The sequence below is a fragment of the Brenneria sp. L3-3C-1 genome (genome assembly GCF_016456245.1).
In the GTDB taxonomy this organism is placed as follows: domain Bacteria; phylum Pseudomonadota; class Gammaproteobacteria; order Enterobacterales; family Enterobacteriaceae; genus Brenneria.
Genome location: NZ_JAEMHF010000003.1, coordinates 67,608 through 88,703 on the forward strand (window position 1 = coordinate 67,608; position 21,096 = coordinate 88,703).

The 21,096-nt window shown below is 54.9% G+C and carries 17 protein-coding genes and 1 pseudogene; 7 read left to right on the plus strand and 11 right to left on the minus strand.

From position 1 onward, the window contains the following. Positions 1 to 5 precede the first annotated feature (5 nt). Positions 6 to 308, minus strand: a complete 303-nt coding sequence (locus JG725_RS09615; protein ID WP_199377777.1) for a hypothetical protein — start codon at positions 306 to 308, stop codon at positions 6 to 8. Positions 309 to 525: 217 nt separating this feature from the next. Here JG725_RS09615 and JG725_RS09620 point away from each other — a divergent pair, with 217 nt between their 5' ends. Beyond that, positions 526 to 990, plus strand: a complete 465-nt coding sequence (locus JG725_RS09620; RefSeq protein ID WP_172290494.1) for a tRNA (cytidine(34)-2'-O)-methyltransferase — start codon at positions 526 to 528, stop codon at positions 988 to 990. Here the strand turns inward: JG725_RS09620 and JG725_RS09625 are convergent. Genes JG725_RS09625 through cpxR form a run of 4 tightly spaced genes read right to left on the minus strand, consistent with a single transcriptional unit; the run spans position 987 to position 5,969 of the window. After that, positions 987 to 1,754 carry a DUF3142 domain-containing protein gene (locus JG725_RS09625; RefSeq protein ID WP_199377779.1) on the minus strand — a complete coding sequence of 256 codons (768 nt, stop codon included), beginning with the start codon at positions 1,752 to 1,754 and terminating at the stop codon, positions 987 to 989. The genes JG725_RS09620 and JG725_RS09625 overlap by 4 nt on opposite strands. After that, positions 1,724 to 3,889, minus strand: coding sequence for a hypothetical protein (locus JG725_RS09630; RefSeq protein WP_199377903.1), 2,166 nt, complete (start codon positions 3,887 to 3,889; stop codon positions 1,724 to 1,726). The genes JG725_RS09625 and JG725_RS09630 overlap by 31 nt, the downstream gene beginning before the upstream one ends. Before the next feature lie 14 nt (positions 3,890 to 3,903). Next, entirely contained in the window at positions 3,904 to 5,274 is a 1,371-nt protein-coding gene (cpxA, locus tag JG725_RS09635; RefSeq protein ID WP_172290496.1) for an envelope stress sensor histidine kinase CpxA, read from the minus strand. Continuing rightward, positions 5,271 to 5,969: an envelope stress response regulator transcription factor CpxR gene (gene cpxR, locus JG725_RS09640; RefSeq protein WP_172290497.1), complete on the minus strand. Its 699-nt coding sequence runs from the start codon at positions 5,967 to 5,969 to the stop codon at positions 5,271 to 5,273. The genes cpxA and cpxR overlap by 4 nt, the downstream gene beginning before the upstream one ends. A 153-nt stretch (positions 5,970 to 6,122) precedes the next feature. On the opposite strand from cpxR, the gene cpxP reads away from it, so the two are divergent. Continuing rightward, a complete protein-coding gene (cpxP, locus tag JG725_RS09645) occupies positions 6,123 to 6,608 on the plus strand; it encodes a cell-envelope stress modulator CpxP (RefSeq protein WP_172290498.1) in 486 nt (161 codons plus the stop codon). A gap of 366 nt (positions 6,609 to 6,974) precedes the next feature. Further along, positions 6,975 to 7,137, plus strand: a pseudogene (locus JG725_RS20640) (type II toxin-antitoxin system HicB family antitoxin); the annotation flags it as partial. A 115-nt stretch (positions 7,138 to 7,252) separates the two neighbouring features. Here JG725_RS20640 and JG725_RS09655 read toward each other — a convergent pair. The 3 genes from JG725_RS09655 to JG725_RS09665 form a co-directional block, all read right to left on the minus strand. Beyond that, positions 7,253 to 8,788: a flavocytochrome c gene (locus JG725_RS09655; RefSeq protein WP_199377781.1), complete on the minus strand. Its 1,536-nt coding sequence runs from the start codon at positions 8,786 to 8,788 to the stop codon at positions 7,253 to 7,255. A 330-nt stretch (positions 8,789 to 9,118) separates the two neighbouring features. Continuing rightward, positions 9,119 to 10,312: an MFS transporter gene (locus JG725_RS09660; RefSeq protein ID WP_172290501.1), complete on the minus strand. Its 1,194-nt coding sequence runs from the start codon at positions 10,310 to 10,312 to the stop codon at positions 9,119 to 9,121. Positions 10,313 to 10,341: 29 nt separating this feature from the next. Beyond that, positions 10,342 to 10,563, minus strand: coding sequence for a hypothetical protein (locus JG725_RS09665; RefSeq protein WP_199377783.1), 222 nt, complete (start codon positions 10,561 to 10,563; stop codon positions 10,342 to 10,344). Here JG725_RS09665 and yhjD point away from each other — a divergent pair. From yhjD to JG725_RS09680, 3 genes are all read left to right on the plus strand, one after another. Continuing rightward, positions 10,554 to 11,585 (plus strand): inner membrane protein YhjD, encoded by a 1,032-nt coding sequence (gene yhjD, locus JG725_RS09670; protein ID WP_199377785.1) that lies wholly within the window; start codon positions 10,554 to 10,556, stop codon positions 11,583 to 11,585. The genes JG725_RS09665 and yhjD overlap by 10 nt on opposite strands. A 23-nt stretch (positions 11,586 to 11,608) precedes the next feature. Then, positions 11,609 to 11,806, plus strand: a complete 198-nt coding sequence (locus JG725_RS09675; protein WP_172290503.1) for a 2-hydroxymuconate tautomerase family protein — start codon at positions 11,609 to 11,611, stop codon at positions 11,804 to 11,806. A 177-nt stretch (positions 11,807 to 11,983) separates the two neighbouring features. Then, entirely contained in the window at positions 11,984 to 12,916 is a 933-nt protein-coding gene (locus tag JG725_RS09680; RefSeq protein WP_172290504.1) for a sugar kinase, read from the plus strand. A 38-nt stretch (positions 12,917 to 12,954) separates the two neighbouring features. Here the strand turns inward: JG725_RS09680 and JG725_RS09685 are convergent, their stop codons facing one another. Then, positions 12,955 to 14,451 carry a pitrilysin family protein gene (locus tag JG725_RS09685; protein WP_199377787.1) on the minus strand — a complete coding sequence of 499 codons (1,497 nt, stop codon included), beginning with the start codon at positions 14,449 to 14,451 and terminating at the stop codon, positions 12,955 to 12,957. A 498-nt stretch (positions 14,452 to 14,949) separates the two neighbouring features. Between JG725_RS09685 and acrD the strand changes: the two genes are divergently transcribed. After that, positions 14,950 to 18,063: a multidrug efflux RND transporter permease AcrD gene (gene acrD / locus JG725_RS09690; RefSeq protein WP_199377790.1), complete on the plus strand. Its 3,114-nt coding sequence runs from the start codon at positions 14,950 to 14,952 to the stop codon at positions 18,061 to 18,063. Between the two features lie 88 nt (positions 18,064 to 18,151). Here the strand turns inward: acrD and JG725_RS09695 are convergent, their stop codons facing one another. Together JG725_RS09695 and JG725_RS09700 are read right to left on the minus strand one after the other, a co-directional pair. After that, the gene (locus JG725_RS09695; RefSeq protein WP_172290507.1) at positions 18,152 to 19,459 is read right to left on the minus strand and encodes a dicarboxylate/amino acid:cation symporter; all 1,308 of its coding nucleotides are present in this window, start codon (positions 19,457 to 19,459) and stop codon (positions 18,152 to 18,154) included. A gap of 316 nt (positions 19,460 to 19,775) precedes the next feature. Next, positions 19,776 to 20,939, minus strand: coding sequence for a diguanylate cyclase (locus JG725_RS09700; RefSeq protein ID WP_172290508.1), 1,164 nt, complete (start codon positions 20,937 to 20,939; stop codon positions 19,776 to 19,778). Between the last annotated feature and the right edge of the window lie 157 nt (positions 20,940 to 21,096).

Here is a 21,096-nt window from a genome sequence, read left to right on the forward strand (position 1 = left end):
ACCGGTTAAGGGGTTTGCCGGGGTTGGGTCGGCAGCATCTTTTGCTGGGTGCTGCGTTGCCGCTCCAGCTCCAACTGCTGCTGTCGTTGCTGCTGCAACTGGGTATTGCGTTGCTGTAGCTGTTGGTTCAGTTGCTGCTTCTGCCCCTGCTGGTTCTGTTGCATGCGCTGCTGTAGCTGCTTCTGGCTGCTAATGCCGTTTTCATACTGCTGCTGCGCCGATGGCGTTTGCGGATTGGCGGCCTGGCCGGCCAGCGGCAGCAAAAACAGCGCAGACAGCAGCGTCGTCAGTGTGAATGAATACTTCATCTTCGGTCCTCCACGGCACGGAATGTGCCAAAACCGTCATTTCGCCCGGGCCGATACCCATTCAGGTAAATCATTGGCCCGTCGCTTATAGTGTAACCGTCAATAGTGAAAACGTCCTGCGGAGTAATCCGCATTGCCTGACCGTTCAGGTTTTGGGTTACTTTGATGGAATGTTATATACTGCCGACAGAATTTTTCTGGTCATTGAAGTCACTCCATGTTTCATATTGCGCTCTATGAGCCACAAATAGCCCCGAATACCGGTAATATTATCCGTTTGGCCGCCAACAACGGCTGCACGCTTCATCTGATTGAACCGCTGGGCTTTGATTTTGAAGAGAAGAAGCTGCGCCGGGCCGGGCTGGATTACCATGATTTAGCCAACGTTCGCCGTCATAAAAACTATCAGGACTTTCTGGCGACGGTGGCAGGGCTGCGTATTTTTGCCTGCACCACCAAAGGCAGCCGCCCTTACGATCGGCCGGACTATCAGCCCGGAGACGTACTGCTGTTCGGCTCGGAAACGGCCGGACTGCCCGATGAGATCCGCAATGGCTTTGCGCCGGACTTCCGTATCCGCATCCCCATGCAACCGGAGAGCCGCAGCCTGAATTTATCTAATGCGGTTGCCATTATCAGCTACGAAGCCTGGCGGCAGAACGGCTTTGGCGGCCGCGTTTAATCGCCTGCGCCAGGGCGCTGTTTTTCCGGCGGCGGATTTAGCAGAAAAACAACCTCGCCGCGATAGTAGGGAGACGCCGCAAGGCGCTGTTGCCATGCCCTGTCCCACTTACCGTGCTGCACCAACCCCAGCCGGAAAGGGATCGTCAACTTCATCAAGGCCGGCAGATAGTCGGCATAACGGGTAACCGTATTGCGCCCCTGATAGGTTTGCACCACCAGTTCGTCAACGCTGTCATGCAGTCGGTTCAGTTCGGCCGCGTCGCCGGTTTTCGCCCAGTCGAGCAGCCCGGTGATGCTCAGCCGGCAGTCTTCCGGCACTCTTTTTCGCAACTGTCGCAGAAACGCCACATATCCCGCCAGTTGGTGGCTTTTGGCGTCAAAGTCGATTTGAATTCCCGGCGCCTGATTGCCATGGCGACGCCAGCTTTCCCGCAGTTTCAGCATACGGTTGAGGTGATTATCAGACAGTTCCAGCGTGGTCAGCCGGAAAGAAAGCCATAGATGGGTTACGCGTAATTTGCTGGCGGGGATCCCCTGACGAAGAAAAACACGCTTTCCCTGCCGACGGGCGATCTCGCCCTGATGAAGATACAGCGTATCGGCTTGATGTAGCACCGGCTGCGGCCGCACCGCCGCCCACAGCCAGAAAGCCCGATAGTGCGCGGCATTAACGCTGCCGGCCTGAACCGCGGCGCTGACCGACAACAGCCAGGCCAGCGCTATCGCCCGGCCTACCAGTAATATTTGAGCCGCCCTGCCCACGGCGTGCCTTTAAACTCGGTTTTCAGCCTGGTAAACCAGGCCTTGCGCGTGGCTTTGCCGATCTCCTGCCGACCGCAGTCATTGTGTCCGCTGGGGGCGTAGCAGTAGACGGCCCGGTAGAGCGCGTAGCTTTTATCTTCCGGCGGCGCATTGGGATCGGCGATCACCCGCAGATAGCCATCCAGTCGGTTATATTCCTGGCCGGTAAACCGGGTCGGCGCGTTGATTAACTCATCCAGCATATTGCTCTCGCCCCAGTCAAAGCCGACGACATTGCCGGTGCGCAGGAAAAATTCGCCGAGGCAGTTGCTGGCCCGCGCATCGTCAGGGTGCTGACTCAACCGGTTCACCACCGCATTCAGCGCCGGACATTGATACCCTTCTTCGGCATCGCCGCCGTCCCAGTCAAACACCGCCAGGTTTTCCCGGCTCCAACTGATGTTTTCCGACTCTTTCAGCGGTGAGATGGCTTTTCTCAACTCAATGTCTTTGAGGTAGCCGGCATAATCGGCATGCGTCAGTGATTTTGTCAGCAAGGTATGCAGGGCAATGGCGCGTTCCTCATGCGTCTGCTGTGGGCCGGTTTGCTGGCGGAGCAAGTCGGCGCCGGCGCTGGTTTTTAACACCGCGGAACGAAAACGCAGATTTTTAACCGGGCTGTCGGCGGCGAATACGGCTTCCGGGCGGCCCGCCTTCGCCAGCGTCTCGGCCAGCGCGAGTTGCAGGAACTGCTGCTGGGTATAATTCGTTTTCAGCGTCAGCAGGCGGCGCCAGTGCATTTCGGCGTCCTCCCACTGCCTCTGCTGCTGGAACGCTTTTCCGCGCAGCACTTGCAAACTAAAACGGGTGGTATCGGTGAGATCGTCATCTTTAGCGGCAGGAATGCTGTTTATCACCGCAGCATAATCTTTCAGGTGATAAAACCGCCAGGCGGCCTGTAGATAGCTGAATTCCGTTTGCATACCCGCATGGTCAAACAACGCTTGCTGGCTTGCCAATTCTTGCGCGGATAAGGCCGGTAATTGCATCCAGCCATCGTCGGCGCGCAGGCGCTTAAGATCCTGCACCAGCATTAACAGCGGACTCTCCGGCGAGGTGGTGAATTTGCCATTTTCCAGCAGTTTGCTATCAATCTCATTACTCAGCGCCTGTAACTCACTGACGCTGCCGGCATGGCTCAGCGCCTGATGGTAGGTTTTCGGTAATGCATTCAGATCGCCGACTAGCCAGTACGCCCGCCGATAAAGGCCCTGCGCGGAAGCGGCGTATCGTCCTTGCGGATACTGCTTCAGATAGTCGTCAATCTGCCGTATGGCGAGCAGCCCGACGTTTTTATCGACCTTGCCGGCATCGAACATATTGTACTCGTCCAACGCATGCTGCATCGATTGGTTAATCGCCACCCGTATCAGCATATAGCGCGCCGTTTCGGCAACCCATGGCTGGTCGACCTGGGTCAGTGACTGAAACCCCGTTTCCGCCCGATCAAATTCACCCTGATAGAAAGCAAACGCAGCGATCAGATAGCGCTTAAATTCCCCCGCGCGGCCGTCGTCAGGCAGGCCGCCAAGCTCAGCTGACAACGCGGCGGCCTGATAATCCGCTGATAGCATATTCACCCGCGTCTGAGCCAGCAGCGTACGCTGCACATCCGTCAGTTGCCGATCCGCCAGCAGTACATCAAAGAACGTTGCAACGGTTGAGACCGTATTCGAGAGTTGCCGTCCCTCGCTACCGCCGGGGCTCAGTATCCTGAGCGTTTCACGGGTCGCGGGGGATAAATGAAGCTGCTGTATGTTGTTTTGCAGCGAACGCTCTTCCGCCAGCTCCGCGGGCGTCGCAGATGAAGACGTTTCTTCTGTCGCCGCCAACCCCATCACACGGTAGGCCGTGAACGGATCGATGCGCGTATTCGCCTGATCGGGCACAGGCTGGGGAACGGGCAGTGCGATATGACTGCGACTGCTCTGCAATAACATCAGGTTGGTTCGGGTGTCGTTATCCGGCGCCAGATAAGGAAATGCGGCTATCCCGCACTCTTCGTCGAAAAAACCACATATCCCATCGCTGGAGCTGAGTACCGGAGCGCTGAATAATGTGGTCAGCAAACCAACCAGCAGCGTCATGCCTTTCATGTGCATATTGCAATTTATCTCTGATGTAATGGCAGCCAGATAATTAGCCGCAGACCGCCCAGCGGGCTATCTTCCGCTTTTACCCAGCCTTTATGCTGCGCTATCGCCGTCTCTACGATTGCCAACCCCAAACCCGTACCGCCCGACTCCCGATCGCGGGCTTCGTCGGTGCGGTAGAACGGCCGGAAAATCTGTTCCCGATCTTCCGGGCTGACCCCAGGGCCATCATCATCCACTTTGATGGTGATCCCCTGATTATCGACGGAAAAGGCGACGGCAATATGCTGGTGAGAATAACGCAGCGCGTTGCGCACGATGTTTTCCAGCGCGCTGTCGAGGGCGGAGGGATTACCATACAGCGTCCACGGGCCGGGCGGATAAGTCACTTCCAGCGTTTTCCCCATCTGCTCCGCTTCAAAGCCAGCGTCATCCAAAACATTGCCCCACAGTTCATCGGCACGGAGAAATTCGCGGGTAAGTTCGTTCTTATGCTGCGTGCGCGACAGAACCAGCAGATCGTTGATCATGCTATCCAGCCGCTGCGTTTCGGTTTCAATACGGTTAAGCTCATGGCCCTCCCCCTGACGCCGGCGCAGTAATGCGGTAGCCAGTTGCAGACGCGTAAGCGGAGTGCGCAATTCATGCGAAATATCGGACAGCAGACGGTGTTGCGCCGTAACCATCCTCTCCAGCGCGCTGACCATCTGGTTAAAACTGACCCCGGTCGCCAGAAATTCCTGCGGCCCCGCCTCCAGTTCAGGATGCTGCCGCAGGTTGCCGCGCGCCACTTCGTCCGCCGCATATTTCAGCTTACGGGCCGGTTTCGCCAGGCTCCAGGCAAGCCATAACAATAAGGGCGAGCTGATCAGCATGGTGAAAATCAACAGCAACAACGGACGGTCGAACAACAGGTTGATAAAGTCTGATTGCAGGCTGCTTGCCGGACGAATCAGGTAAAGCTGGTAATTATCTTCACCGTCCCGGATAGAGAATGGCCCCAGAAGTTCGACACGGCCATATTTCTTTTTTTGTGGATGATCGGCGTTGTCGGACAGGCCGATAAAGTTACGCACAATTTGCGTTTCGCTTTTCTGCGCGCCAAGCACCCGCCCTTCGCTGGTGACCAGCAAAAGACGCTGCCCCGGCGGAGCCCATTTCTCAATGACCCAGAATAACCTCAGCCACCAGCGCAAATCGTTGGCGGGAGTATTCGCCAGATCGGCCTGAATATGTTGCTCCAGCATAATCCCTTGCCGCTGCTCGCTTTCCAGCAGCGCCGTCAGCTGACGTGAATCAAGCTTGGGCACCATCAGTACCAGCATGAGCACCAGCGCCAGCGTCAGCCAGAAAATAGCGAAAATACGTGCGGTCAAACTATTGATCATGCAGCAGACACCATGAGATAACCTCGTCCGCGCAACGTTTTAAACCACGGCAACCCATCTTTGCGCTCGGGGAGTTTGCGGCGCAGATTAGAGATATGCATGTCGATGGCGCGGTCAAACGGCGTCAGCCGTTTTCCCAGCACTTCCTGGCTCAAATGCTCGCGCGAGACAACCTGGCCCAGCCGTTGCGCCAGCAGATACAGCAGCGTGAATTCGGTGCCGGTCAGATCCAACACGGTTTCATCAAAGCTGGCTTCCTGCCGACCGGGGTTAAGGCGCAGGCCGTCAACTTCCAGCGTCGGGGCGCCGGTTTCGCCGGACTGTTGCTGATCCGTCCAGTTAGAGCGCCGCAAAATAGCGCGGATACGGGCAACCAACTCACGATCGTTAAAGGGCTTCGGCAGATAGTCATCCGCGCCCAGTTCCAGGCCGAGCACCCGATCCAGTTCGCTGCCGCGGGCAGTTAACATGATTACCGGTGTCTGGTGCTGCTGGCGCAGTTCTTTTAATGTATCGATACCGTTTTTCTTCGGCATCATCACATCCAGCAGCAACAGGTCGACAGTGTTATCCAATACGTTTAACGCCTGCTCGCCGTCGTAGGCGACAACGACGTTAAAACCTTCCATTTCAAGCAATTCTTTCAATAAAGACGTTAGCTCTCTATCGTCATCAACCAGTAGGATCTTGTTCATGTTTTCTCTACCTCCAGGGGCAAAATACGTCATAGATTACCGCTATTCCATGACTTTACGTAGTTTTACATCCTCTGACGCATGTTTGCAGCAAGACGATTAGACTGATGCTCATTGATTCACAGAACAGCACGCCACACCAGGGAGTTTTTGATGCAACACGTCACAACGTTATCTCTTGCCTCACTGCTGATGCTGAGCTCTTTCACTGCATTTGCAGCGGGTGTTGAAGGTGCGGCTGTGAATGGCTGGCAGCATGATGATGACTCTGCCATGAAAAGAATTCCTGGTCAGCAGGGCATGTTTGATGGTGTGAAGTTAACCGAGCAACAACGGCAGCAGATGCGCGATTTGATGCATCAGGGCCGTCAGGACGCCCCGGCATTTAACACTGAAGATATTGAAACCATGCACAAGCTGGTTATCGCCAATAGATTCGATGAAGCCGCCGTCCGCGCTCAGATAACCAAGATGATGCAAGGGCAGATTGAGCGTCAGGTTCAAATGACCCGAGTGCGTAATCAGATGTATAACCTGCTGACAACTGAACAGAAAAATATTTTAGACCAAAAACACCAACAGCGCATGAAAGAGATGCAGCAGCAGATATCAATTTTTAATCGGATGCCCGATCAATAATCAGGCATTCGCCCGTAATCCCGAGCAGTGAGTAGTGAGTAGCAATGTAGTTCGAGTAATACCTGTAGTAGATACACCCTATTTTCCTTGCCATAGACACCATCCCTGTCTTTTGCCCTCCATGATGGAGGGCTTTTTTTTAGCGGTTTTCCGGTAAAACCGTTTTAAAACAACCACCTATTAAGCAATCACAAGCAACTGTAAACGGTTAGAAAGTGGTCAAAAACCGGTCATTTTTGGCAAATGTGGTCACTGAGTGGTCACTGATAAACGGCTATTTTCCCCCGCAACGGGTTGAGCGTAATAGCGTTTTCCAGATAGTCCGGCGCCAGATGGGCGTAAGTCATGGTCTGCTGGATGCTTACAGTTGATATCGACGTCGGCCGATTACTCGGCGGTGCGGAAAAATTAACGTTACCGAATTCGTTAATCGACCGTATAGTTCGCTGCGTGGCAACCAACCCGGAGTAAACGTCGATCTGGTTTTCTTGCACAAGCCGCATTAGAGCGCATTTCCGCTATCCGATAAGCTATTCGATGATTTGAAAAACCCACTCGCGGATATATCTCTATATCATTCCGGTTATTCCCCTCCGCGTGACGGCAATGCGGAGGGGTCCCTATTGTTTAATGGTTAGTGCAACTCAGGCGGAAAGCGCGGCTTTTTTCCCGGCGATACGACCGAAGACAATACAGTCGGTCATCGCCACGCTGCCAAGCCTGACCGCGCCATGCACGCCGCCGACCGTTTCACCGGCGGCGTACAGACCGGGGATCGGCTTCAGATCAAACCCGATTACCTGGGCGTCTTTGTTAATCGCCAGTCCGCCCATGGTATGGTGCACCCGCGGCCACAGACGCGCCGCATAGAACGGCGGCGTGACATTAGGCACCGCGTCTTTGAAAATCATGCTGTCGAGATCCGGATCATGTTCATTACGCTGCTCGATAAACGAATTCCAGCGACTGACCTGTTCGACAAACGCGCTGACCGGCATATCATAAGCTTTCGCCACTTCTTCCAGCGTGTTGAACATTTTTAACGACCCGTTTTTCAGCGCCCCCTCTCGTTGCCCCGGATCCACCATGTTCAGGGTATTGGTTTTATCGGCGATTATCACCGCCGGATGCCCCAGTTGGATAATCGCATCGGCACGCTCTTTGCGGTTGCCGGTCTCTTTAAAGAAGCGTTTTCCGCTGGCAGGATCGACCATCAGGCCATAGCCGACGACCCGTTCAACGAACTGCGGTACATAGCCGAACCCCTGCTCGTCGGGACTGGTCCAGGGCCCCAGTTGGATCCAGTCCATCTGCGTATCCAACGCGCCAATCATGCAGGCCGCCATAATGGCCTCGCCGGTCGCGCCCGGATGATTGGTGGAGGTAAACTCCTCGGTCAGTCTGGGATCATACATCTGACGCAACGCGACCCCTTGAGAAAAACCGCCGGATGCCAGTATCACGCCCTTGGTGGCCCGGATGTAGGCGATTTTACCGGAGTCCTCATCGGGAAACCTATACCCGCGCCGAACCTCGGCCCCGATGACCTTGCCGTCCTGATCGACAACCAGCCGCAGAAGTTTGGTTCTCTGCTCGATCACCGCCCCCAGTTCCCTGGCTTTCTGCTGCTGTTTCATGATCAGTCCCGAGCCGGAACGTTGCACCAACTGGTGCGCGCGCTTCACAGAATGGCCGCCGTGATAATTGACCACGTTAAACTCCGCGCCAATACTCTGCGCCCATTCGAGCGCCTCTACCGAATGTTCCGCCACGGTTTTGGCCAGTTCCGGATAATTAAGCCAGTTGCCCGCTTTCATCATGTCCTGATACATCAGCTCCGGCGAGTCTTTGATACCCTGCTCCTGTTGCATTTTGGAGCCGGCGGCGGCCAGATCTCCGCCGTTAAGTACCGAATTTCCCCCCAGCAGCGGCATCTTATCGATGATGAGTACCCCGGCCTTCGCATTACGCGCCTCTATGGCGGCCGCCAGCCCGGCAAATCCGGTACCGACAACCAGCACGTCGACCGTGGTATCCCATTGCTTCGGTTCGGCTATCGGCGGCGTCACCGCCTGGGCCGGACGGGATAACGCCGCACCGCCCAGCGCGCCGATAACGATGCCGGTTGATTTCAGAAAGTGGCGGCGACTTTGCGGATCAGATATTGGTTTTTTACTCATTGAATTATCTCCATGTTCAAAAACAGTAAATCACGATAAAAAAACAAAGAATAATCTGGATAGTTCGCAAGATGATTTGGATAACGGCACACAGCCTGTAATCATGGCGGGAATGTTCACCGACGGCGTTATACGATATGCATTGGCCGGTGATTATTGGCAGGCTAAGTACCTGACTGTATTTCAACATAAACAGTGCGGAGTTAAACGTGAGTCCACTCTCATTGTCATACAGTCATGATTCACTTAACGCGGCGCGGCCGCAGACAGCAACCGCGAGAAACCGAAGTCGGACAGAAGGGAAAGATTAATCTTATCAGGCGCTTTCGTTTACCGAACGTCACGCCGCCGCAGGCGCCACGTCAGCAGCAGCCCGCCAAGCCCCAGTATTGCCGCCGCCAGATAGATGGACGCAATACCGGTATAGCCCATCAGCACACCGGCTGCCGGGCCTACCACGCCCAGCGAGAGATCGAGAAAAATGGTATAGGTAGCCAGCGCGCTTCCCTGATTTTGCGGGGAGACCATCTTAACCGCGACCACGCCCAGCGCCGGAAAGACAAGTGAAAAACCGGCGCCGGCCAGCAAGGCGCCCAGCTCCGCCATCAGCGGTTGCGTCGCTCCCCACACCAGCAATAATCCGATGATTTCCACCACGAAGCACGCCAGCGCCACATGCAATCCCCCAAACCGATTAATACTGTTGGGAAACAGCAATCGGGCGCCCACAAAAGCGCAACTGAAGATCGTCAGCGTGAGCGCGGCGCCCTCCCAGTTTCTGTCGGCATAGAACAACGTGATAAAGGTCGCGATCACCCCAAAGCCGGCCGAAGCGAGCGCGAGAATGACGCCGTAGACCCAGACCTTTCCCAGCACTTCCCGGAATGGGATTTTTTTGCCCGGCGTGACCTTCACCGTCGGACGCCACGAAGCAAAAATCATGGCGATCGCCGCGACCAGTATGATGAAAATCGACAGCAGTTTCAGGCCGCCGATGTGGTTAAGCCATACGCCCAGCGGCGCGCCGATCGCCATGGCGCCGTAGGTGGCGATCCCATTCCATGAAATCACCCGCCCGATATGCCGTGACCCCACCAAACCCGCGCCCCATAAGGTCGCGCCGGTTCCGGCGAAGCTCTGCCCTGCGCCAAGGATTAAGCGCCCGACGCACAACAAAAATAAGGCCATCGCCGGAGAAGCCTCGTTCCAGGCGGCCAGCAGGTAACACACGCCGCTCAGCATGGCGCCGGCCAGCCCCCAGACGACGACCTGTTTGGGGCCTTTTTCATCGGCGTACCGCCCGGCCCGGGGACGACTCAGCAAAGTGGAAAAATATTGCAGGCTAATCACCAACCCCGCCCAGAAAGCGCTGTAGCCCAGACCATCGTGAACATAACCCGGCAATACCGCCAACGGTAAACCGATTGTCAGATAGCTGGCGAAGTTGAAAATGACAACGGACACAATACGCAGATTCAAACGTAATGCGCCAACGGCAGGTTCCGATGAGGGCGAAATAGGCATGGAGAATTTTACTCACTTAACATCATTGCTTAAGGCAAAAGCATCAACCGCAGCCGGTATGGAAGCTTCGGAGTATAAACAAGCGCTTCCCGCCTTTCACCGTCAATTAATGCTAAGTCGTAACGGACGTTATAATTAGAATCTGTCCCATTAGACAAGGGTAATGCGGTAATAACCGTAACATTCTCATATTGTTGGTTATAATCAAACTCACAGCAATACTGACCGCAGGAGAAGATCAATGCCAGCATCGGCAGATCCGGAGCGTCATTCTCAGCCGACCCCCGCAGCCAAAACCGAGGATAAACCCTCGCCGCAGCCCCGAACCGTTCTGAACCGGGCCAAAAGTTGGATGCAACGTATTCAGGCTATCCCCAGCGTGGCGCATATGATCCGCGCCGGCGAACGCTTCAATGACCGAATGGGGAATCAGTTTGGCGCGGCGATCACCTATTTTTCCTTTCTATCGCTGATACCGATATTAATGGTGTCGTTTGCCGCCGTGGGTTTCGTGCTGGCCTCAAATCCAGACCTGCTTACTGAGTTGATTAACCGGATCGTCAACAGCATCAGCGATCCCAACCTGGCGAACACGCTGAAAAATACGGTGAATACCGCCATCCAGCAACGTACCACCGTCGGGATTACCGGGTTGCTCATCGCGCTTTATTCCGGCGTCAGTTGGATGGGGAATTTACGCGAGGCCATCCGCGCCCAGTCGCGCGATGTCTGGGAGCGCAACCCAAAAGATGAGGAGAAAATTTACTTTCAGTATACCCGCGATTTTCTGTCGCTGACCGGGTTGATGCTGGCGCTGGTGGTGACGCTGTTCCTGACTTCCGTCGCCGGAACGGCGCAGGATATGATTGTTCGCGCGCTGGGCCTGGAAGGAATCGAATGGCTGCGCCCGGCCATGACCCTGATCGCGCTGTCGATTTCAATTTTCGCCAACTATTTGTTATTTTTATGGATATTCTTTGTCTTACCGCGGCACAAACCCAAACGCAAGGCGTTGTTCCGGGGTACGTTAATTGCCGCAATCGGTTTTGAAGCGATTAAATTCGCCATGACCGTCGCCCTGCCCAAACTGGCAAGTTCGCCCTCCGGCGCCGCTTTCGGTTCGGTTATCGGGCTAATGGCATTTTTCTATTTGTTCGCCCGGCTCACGCTATTTTGCGCGGCCTGGATTGCCACCGCCAACTATAAAGGCGATATTTCGGCAGACCGTAATGCACCGCAAAACGACGCGCAGGAAAAAGATCCATCGACATAATTCATACCCAAACAGGAGAGTGTATGCCGTACGTAAATATTAAAATCACCCGTGATGGCGCCACGGCGGAGCAAAAGAAAACCCTGATCGCCGGCGTAACGCGGCTTCTTGCCGAGACGTTGGGGAAAAACCCGGCCACCACGATGGTGGTCATTGATGAAGTAGATACCGATAACTGGGGAATTGGCGGGGAAAGCGTCACCGATCGCCGCCGTAAATAGCCCACCCCGCGCCCGCATCATCACCGGCAAAACGGATCGGAAAACAGGGGTTTTCCGATCTGCGTCATGAAAAAATAAAACATTGTTTTAATGCTATTGACTCAATGTCTCGTTATGTTGAGACTGAGGGTAATTTCCGCATTTACCGTCTTTTTCTTCTCATACAGGCCAACAGTGATGACAACTAACCACATTGCCATAATCGGCGAATGCATGATCGAACTGTCGCAAAAAGGCACGGATCTTAACCGTGGATTTGGCGGCGATACGCTGAATACAGCCGTGTACATAGCACGTCAGGTCAGGCCGGACGTGTTAGGCGTGCACTACGTCACCGCGCTCGGCACCGATAGCTTCAGTGAAGAGATGGTTGCCGCCTGGCAGGAAGAAGGGGTAAAAACCGATCTGATCCAGCGTCTGGATAACAAATTGCCCGGTTTATATTTCATCGAAACCGACGACAGCGGTGAACGCACTTTCTACTACTGGCGCAACGACGCCGCCGCCCGCTACTGGCTGGACAGCGCCGACGCGGAAAAGATCTGCAAACAGTTGGCGCATTTTGATTACCTTTATCTGAGCGGCATCAGCCTGGCGATTCTTAATGCCGAAAGCCGCCAGCGCCTGTTGGCCTTATTGCGCGCCTGCCGCGCCAATGGCGGCAAAGTTATTTTTGATAACAACTATCGCCCACGCCTGTGGCAAAGCAGAGAAGAAACGCAGAAAGCCTATGCCGATATGCTGTCCTGCACCGATATCGCCTTCCTGACGCTGGATGATGAAGACATGCTGTGGGGAGCCAAACCGGTTGCCGAGGTGCTTAAACGGACACATGGTTTAGGCGTGACGGAGATTGTGATTAAGCGCGGGGCCGACGCCTGCCTGGTGTCGCAACAGGGACAAGAATGCATTGATGTGCCGGCCGTGACGCTGCCAAAAGAGAAAGTGGTCGATACCACCGCGGCAGGCGACTCTTTCAGCGCCGGTTATCTGGCCGTGCGCCTGAATGGCGGCGGCGCGCGGGAAGCGGCGCAGCGCGGCCACCTGACCGCCAGCACCGTTATCCAGTACCGCGGTGCGATTATCCCACAGGAGGCCATGCCGGCTTAAGCGGTGACGGGCCGCTTGCACGGCCTTGTGTTTTTTCATTACGGCGCGACGGGCGGATCCGTTTCATCCTGTGGTTTAGGATCTTCCGCGGCGGGGGCGGCCGCATCGGCAACCGGCGTCATAATCCGGCTATAGGCGGCCTGAAGCTCTTTCATATTGGCTTCCGGCTCTCCCTGCGGCTGTATCAACATCAGCGTCGCTTCCTGCGAAAGCTGGTGATGCAACGCCTCATTCAGCACATCCAGCGTCAACGCAGACAGAGAAGCCTGCCGCAGTTTCTGGTACTGCTCCGGCGCAATATCCACCACGCCGTTCTGCTGCGATCGTAAACGCTGATCCATCAACACGTCCGTACCGGTGCGGGCATAGGTGGCAAACAGTTTGCTCAGTTCATCCGTTTTGTGAGCGATAAGCCCATCAAACTCCTGCTGCGTCAGCCCGCTATCCCTTAACGACGCTAACTCCTGAGCCAGAAACGTCAGGTCCGCCATCACGCCGCTACTATCGGGAACATCCATATGCATCGCGCACTGCGCGCGGGTATAAAACACGTTACAGTCGAAACGGAGGTTATTGCCTTTTTGATGATTTTTTTGCAATGCCTGCTGCACGTGCCAGAACAGGGCTTCCCGCGCCAAATCGCTTCGCCAGTAACGGGCTAATGCCTCAGCGTCCCGAATCGGGTGCCACGGGGAATCCCATATCAGGGACAACGTATTCTGCTGAACGTTTTGATTCATCAGGCTGATAGCCTGAAGCGGCAAGGGGCTTAACGTCGGCACCGGCGCGGGAGCTTCGCGTTTGCCTTGCAGAGATGAGAACGCTTTACCGATTTGCTCAACCATGCCGCGGTGGTCGACATGCCCGACGATATAGAGCGTCATGGCATCCGGCGTGTACCAGGTTTTATAAAATTGCGTTAACTGCTCGTGATTTAACGGCGGTTTGACCGCCTGACCGGGATCGTGAGCCAAGAGCGCGGAGCCTTTCAACCGATAACGCCAGCCGGGATCCTGTGGATTAAGCGGGAATGTCGCCACCTGGTCGGGCATATTCAATGCCGCATTAATGCTTTGCTCGCTGATAGCCAGTCGTCCGGCGGTTTCGGACAGCCAGTTTAACGCCTCTTTCAGCAGCTCCGGTCGGTTATTCGGCAAACTCAGATTGTAAGACGTGAAATCATAGGAGGTGATCACCGGCGGCAAAGGACGCTTGCCGTCATTATGCTCTGTCCACATGGACGGCAGTTGCGCCGCCGAAAGCGTCTCGCCAGGCACAAACGCCAAACGAGGAAGAAAATGCGCGAACCCGATTTGCTGCGCGTTTTCCACCAGCGAACCGGTATTCACCATCAGGCGTAGCTCAACCCTGTCGCCCGGGCGCTGCGGCGTCGTCAGTAATTGCCAGGTAAAACCATTATCAAGTTTACCCTGCTGCCAGGCAGGATCGGGTTGTAGCGCTTCAGCCTGCACGTTGCTGCCGACAACCGTCAACAACATTCCACCAACTAAAAGGCCTATTTTGGTGCCCTGCATGTGAACCCCTACTTAAATAACTATCCAACATAATGTGGTCATTGTTGATAATAATAGTGGCCTTGCATTTGCCACCGAACACTCTCGTGGATGCATCACGGAAAATGGGAAAGGCGGAAGTGTACCATCCCCTTTGACCACACGCTTTTATCTATGTCACTTCACGTGGTGAAATAAAATTCAAAAAAGGGAAAATATTGAGGTATAACAGATTGGCGGCGGGATCTTGCTCGTCACTTTTCATCGTTAGGTAAGGACGATGTTCGGGGAATTCTGCAAGTCGCCACGCGCTTTCTCCGCTTGTGCTTGCGCGTCATCCGCGATGTGGCCGAACAATGCCGGCAGACATACACAGTCCGACATTTTCCGACGATAATTTACACTTTCTCCTTAATTTTCCCACGATTCGCTGAACCTTACCGGATAAAGTAAATTACGGCTGGCGCGCTCTGCGGCAGTGATTATCACGTACAGACCACCGCTGAGGAGCGTCATTCGATGGCGAATTTTTTTATTGATCGCCCCATTTTTGCCTGGGTGTTGGCAATTATACTCAGCTTGTGCGGTATGCTGGCGATCGTTTCACTGCCCGTCGAGCAATACCCCGACCTCGCGCCGCCCAGCGTGCGTATTAATGCCAACTATCCCGGCGCGTCCGCCCAAACCATTGAGAATACCGTGACGCAGGTTATCGAGCAGAGTATGACCGGGCTTGATAATTTGATGTATATGGCTTCGGACAGCAGCAATACCGGACAGGCAAGGATAACGCTCAGTTTTGAAGCGGGAACCAATCCGAATGAAGCCCGTCAGCAGGTGCAGAATCAGTTGCAGTCCGCCCTGCGAAAGCTCCCGCAGGCCGTGCAACAGCAAGGGGTGACGGTCAGTAAGACCGGCGACGCCAATATTCTGATGATCGCCTTTGTTTCCACCGATGACAGCATGGATAGACAGGATATTTCGGACTATGTCGCCAGCAATATTCAGGATCCGATCAGCCGCATCAACGGCGTGGGCGAGGTAGACGCCTATGGCTCGCAGTATGCGATGCGTATCTGGCTCGATCCCCTGAAGCTCGCCGATTACGCGCTCACCACTGAAGATGTGGTATCCGCCATCGAGGCGCAGAACAGCCAGGTTTCGGTCGGCCAGGTGGGCGGTACGCCGTCGGTGGATAATCAGACGCTGAATGCCGCCATCAACGGTCAGTCATTGCTGCAAACCCCGCAGCAGTTTCGTGACATTACCCTGCGCGTGAACCAGGGCGGCTCGGCGGTGACGCTCGGCGATGTCGCCGAAGTGGAGCTTGGCGCGGAAAGATATGACTTCCTCAGCCGATATAACGGTCAGGCGGCCTCCGGTCTGGGGATAAAGCTGGCTTCCGGCGCCAATGAACTGGAAACGGATAAACTGGTGCGCGCCCGTATTGAGGAGTTATCGCACTATTTTCCGCGCGGGCTGGAAGCCAAAGTCGCTTATGAAACGTCGCCTTTTGTTAAGGCTTCCATTATCGATGTGGTGAAAACCCTGTTTGAAGCGGTACTGCTGGTTTTCCTGGTGATGTACCTGTTTTTACAGAATTTCCGCGCCACGCTTATCCCCACTATCGCCGTGCCGGTCGTGCTGCTGGGCACCTTTGCGGTGCTGTATGCCTGCGGATTCAGCCTCAATACCCTGACCATGTTCGCGATGGTGCTGGCGATCGGTCTGCTGGTGGACGATGCCATTGTGGTGGTGGAAAACGTCGAGCGCGTCATGAGCGAGGAAGGCCTTTCTCCACGCGAGGCGACGCGCAAGTCGATGCAGCAGGTTCAGGGCGCATTGGTGGGGATCGCGCTGGTGCTGTCGGCGGTTTTTGTCCCGATGGCTTTCTTCGGCGGCACCACCGGCGCCATCTACCGCCAATTCTCCATTACCATCGTTTCATCCATGATCCTGTCGGTGCTGGTGGCGATGATCCTCACCCCGGCCCTGTGCGCCACCCTACTTAAGCCCCTGGCCAAAGGACAGCATCACGGCCGCAAGGGATTTTTCGGCTGGTTTAACCGCCATTTCAACCGCGGCGCGGCGCGCTATGAGCAGGGCGTCGCCAAGATCCTGGTGAGAAGCGGCCGCTGGATGCTGCTTTATCTTGCCGTCATCGGCATCATGGCGTTGCTGTTTATCCGGCTGCCCACGTCATTTCTGCCCCAGGAGGATCGGGGCGTGTTCATGACGCAGGTTCAACTGCCGCCTGGCTCGACACAGCAGCAGACGTTAAAAGTGGTGCAGAAAATTGAGCAGTATTACCTCACCAAAGAGAAAGAGAATGTCGTATCGGTATTCTCCACCGTGGGCGCCGGGCCGGGCGGGAACGGGCAGAACGTCGCGCGTCTGTTTGTGCGGTTGAAAGACTGGGATGCGCGCACGAGTGAAGAAAATAGCGCCTTTGCCATTATCGAACGCGCCACCCGCGCTTTTCATGCCATTAACGAAGCGCGGGTGATTGCCAACAACCCGCCGTCCATTAGCGGTCTGGGCAATGCGGCCGGCTTTACCATGCAATTACAGGATCACGCCGGGCTGGGCCACGATGAACTGATGCAGGCCCGCAACCAACTATTGTCCATGGCCGGCGATAGCCCGGATCTGACCCGGGTGCGGCATAACGGTCTGGATGATAACGCACAGTTGAAGATCGATACCGACCAACGCAAGGCGCAATCGCTGGGCCTGTCTATCGACGACATCAACAGCGTATTGCAAACCGGCTGGGGCTCTACCTATGTCAACGATTTCATCGATCGCGGACGGGTGAAAAAAGTCTATGTTCAGGCCGCCGCAAAATATCGCATGCTACCGGACGACATCAGCAAATGGTACGTCCGCAACAGCAATGGCGGAATGGTGCCGTTTACCGCCTTTGCGCAAACCTCATGGGAGAGCAGCTCGCCGCGTCTGGAACGGTACAATGGCTATTCCGCGCTGGAAATCGTCGGGGAGGCCGCGCCGGGCGTCAGCACCGGGACGGCCATGGAGATCATGGAAGCGCTGGTAGAGAAACTCCCGGACGGCATTGGCTTGGAATGGACGGGAATGTCCTATCAGGAAAAACTGACGGGCGCGCAGGCGCCGGCGCTGTACGTCATTTCGCTGCTGGTGGTGTTCCTGTGTCTGGCGGCGCTGTATGAAAGCTGGACCGTTCCCTTTTCGGTCATGCTGGTGGTTCCGCTCGGCGTGCTGGGCGCATTGATCGCCACCTGGGGACGAGGATTGGAGAACGATGTTTATTTCCAGGTAGGGCTGCTGACCGTCATCGGCCTGGCGGCGAAGAACGCCATCCTGATTGTCGAGTTCGCCAATGAGTTGAATCAGCGCGGGCGGGATCTGGTTGAAGCGACGCTGGAGGCGTCACGTCAGCGGCTGCGGCCGATACTGATGACCTCGCTGGCGTTTATTTTCGGCGTACTGCCGATGGCGACCAGCAACGGCGCGGGTTCCGCCAGCCAGCATGCCGTAGGCACCGGCGTCATTGGCGGCATGATTTCCGCGACGATCCTCGCCATCTTTTTCGTACCGTTGTTCTTTGTGGTGGTGCGCAGGCGTTTTCCGCTGCAAGAGAAAGCGCAATAAGTATTCAGCGACGCTAATGGCTTAACGATCATCCCCACCGCACAACCGTGCCGTGGGGAAAGATCAAAACGCGAGGGAAAAGCGCGGATTATGACTGCGCCGTCGGCTCGGCGGTTTTGTCGCCTTTGCTGCCGGTATCGCCCTTGTTGCCGGAAAGTACCGCGTCCATCTGCTGCGCATCCAGCTCATGGCAATACTTGGCGACGACGATGGTGGCTACGCCATTGCCAATCAGGTTGGTCAGCGCGCGGGCTTCCGACATAAAGCGGTCAATGCCCAGAATCAACGCCAGACCCGCCACCGGCAGATGGCCTACCGCCGAGAGCGTGGCGGCCAGCACGATAAATCCGCTGCCGGTAACGCCCGCCGCCCCTTTGGAAGAGAGCAGCAAAACCACCAGCAAGGTAATCTGATGCCAGATATCCATATGGCTGTTGGTTGCCTGCGCAATAAAGACGGCGGCCATCGTCAGATAAATAGAGGTGCCATCCAGGTTGAATGAATAGCCGGTAGGAATAACCAGCCCGACAACCGATTTCTTACACCCGACCTTCTCCATCTTCTCCAACATCCGTGGCAGCACCGATTCGGAAGAAGACGTACCCAGCACAATCAACAGTTCCTCTTTGATATAACGGATAAACTTGAAGATGCTGAAGCCGGTGGCTTTGGCGATACTGCCCAGCACCAGGAACACGAACAGCAGACAGGTTATATAGAAGCAGGCGATCAACTGGCCCAGCTGCACCAGTGTCCCTAGCCCATATTTGCCGATGGTGAACGCCATGGCGCCGAATGCGCCTAAAGGAGCCAGACGCATGATCATATTGATAATGCCGAAAATCACTCTGGAGAAACTTTCGATCACATCAAAGATCATTTTGCCTTTTTCGCCCAGCCGATGCAGCGCAAAACCAAACATCACCGCGAACAGCAGCACCTGCAAGATATTGCCGCTGGCGAAGGCGCCTACCGCACTGGAAGGGATCACATCCATCAGGAACGGAATCAGCCCCTGCTGCGATGCCTGCTGGGTATAAACGGCGACGGCGGAGGCATCCAGAGAAGCGGGATCGATATTCATGCCGGCGCCCGGCTTTACTACGTTGACCACGATCAGCCCGATGATCAAGGCAATCGTACTGACAACTTCAAAATACAGCAGAGCGGTCGCGCCGGTTTTACCCACTGACTTCATGCTTTCCATGCCGGCAATGCCGGTCACCACAGTACAAAAGATGACCGGAGCAATGATCATTTTAATTAATTTAACAAATCCATCGCCCAGAGGTTTCATCTGCGTGCCAAGTTCCGGATAGAAATGGCCCAGCAGTATCCCTACCGTAATGGCAGTAAGCACCTGAAAATAAAGACTTTTAAAAATAGAAGTTTTCATACGTACGTCCTATGGTGGGGAGACACAGGCGGACAATATACGAATAGGGAATACCACCTGTGATTGCGCCGGAAAATAACACCGCACTAATAGTCTGGAAATGTTTTATAACTTTAGTTTGTGAACATGAGGTTAAAAATATGAGCGGAATCGCTTCAGTAAAAGTAAACATTAAACAATAGTGCAATTTATTTGTAACAAGCAGAAAGAATCCCGGCTTAACGTCGAAGAAAAATCCGCGGCGACCAGTCATAAAGGTAGGTTAAAAGAGCAAATAACGGAGGGTGAAAATAACCATCAGGCGACGAATAAGGGATTATTCATCAAAAACATGAATGCCATTCTTCCTTTCATGGCGGGCGCGTTGCATCGCCAAACGCGCTTGCGAAAGGAAAAGCGCCGCATGCGTTGTCTGTTTGCCGGGGGATGCGTCAACGTGCAGAATACCGACGCAGGCCGTAAGCGGAGAGGCGTTATCGTTTAGTGATATGAACGGCGCATTTATTTGCATAATGACATTGCGCGCCCAGGCTTGCGCCTGCTCCACGCTCGCCAACGGTTTTCCCAGCACCGCGAACTCATCGTTGTCCAGACGGGCCAATAAAACGCGTCTTTCCTCCGGCGGTTCATTAACCGCCGCTTTTAGCTGATTAATCAACGTAGCGGAGATCTGGCTGCCGTTATCGGCCGATAGCGGCGCCAGACCGATCACCATCAGGCTAAACGGCGTGTTTTCCGCCAGCCACCGCTCCAGATGCATTATAAAATCGGCTTTATCGGGGAAGTCATACTGCATGGCGCCGGAAAAAAGCGACTGTTTCAGCAACTGTTGATTGCGGTTATAACTGCGAACCAGTACGCCAAGCTCATCGTCCTGATGCCATTCCGGCAGCGTCAGCTGATGATGCGGGATCGCTTCTGCGGGTAAATTCTGTAGTTCGGTGATAATGGCGCGTAATGGATGTACCATCAGTCGGTTCATACACCAGGTAATGGCGATGGATAAAACAAGCGCCAATAACAGGTAAGTCGCCAGCATGATCGAGAACGTACTGACGATAAACTGGAACATGCGATAAGAGTCGGCCTGCAAAACCAAATGCGCCAATGGCGTCGAATTTTGCGTCTGCGGCGGGGAATACAATGGCACGGAGATCTGTATCGGCAGTTTGAAGAAACCGGCGATCCAGTTCGGCACCGGGCGTTCCGTCGGGAAACTGGCATGCAGCGTCTGAAATTCATCGGGCAACAGCACATCCGCCCGACTGAGAAAGCCGACAGGCAGTAAACTGTTCAGAATATCTTCAGCCCGTTGCACTTCGCCTTGCAGCACCGCCTCCGTCAGCGGCTGGCGCACGGAATAAGCGATGACCTCCAGTTGCCTGGCATAATCCTCACGACGCTGATTCACGAAGTGAAAAAGCTGTATCACGATAAACAGACTGATGGTAACCAGCGCCACAGCGGACACGGCTGTCATCTGCTTAATCGTTAATGAACGTCTGAGCCGCAAACACCTTCTCCGTCAATTCTATATTGCTGCTGTAGTTGTCTAAAAAAACCAAACCTGCCATAAGGCGAAACCCCGCCAGTATAAGACAGCTTGCCGGAGCTCCCGTGCTGTTTTCGTCCTGTCG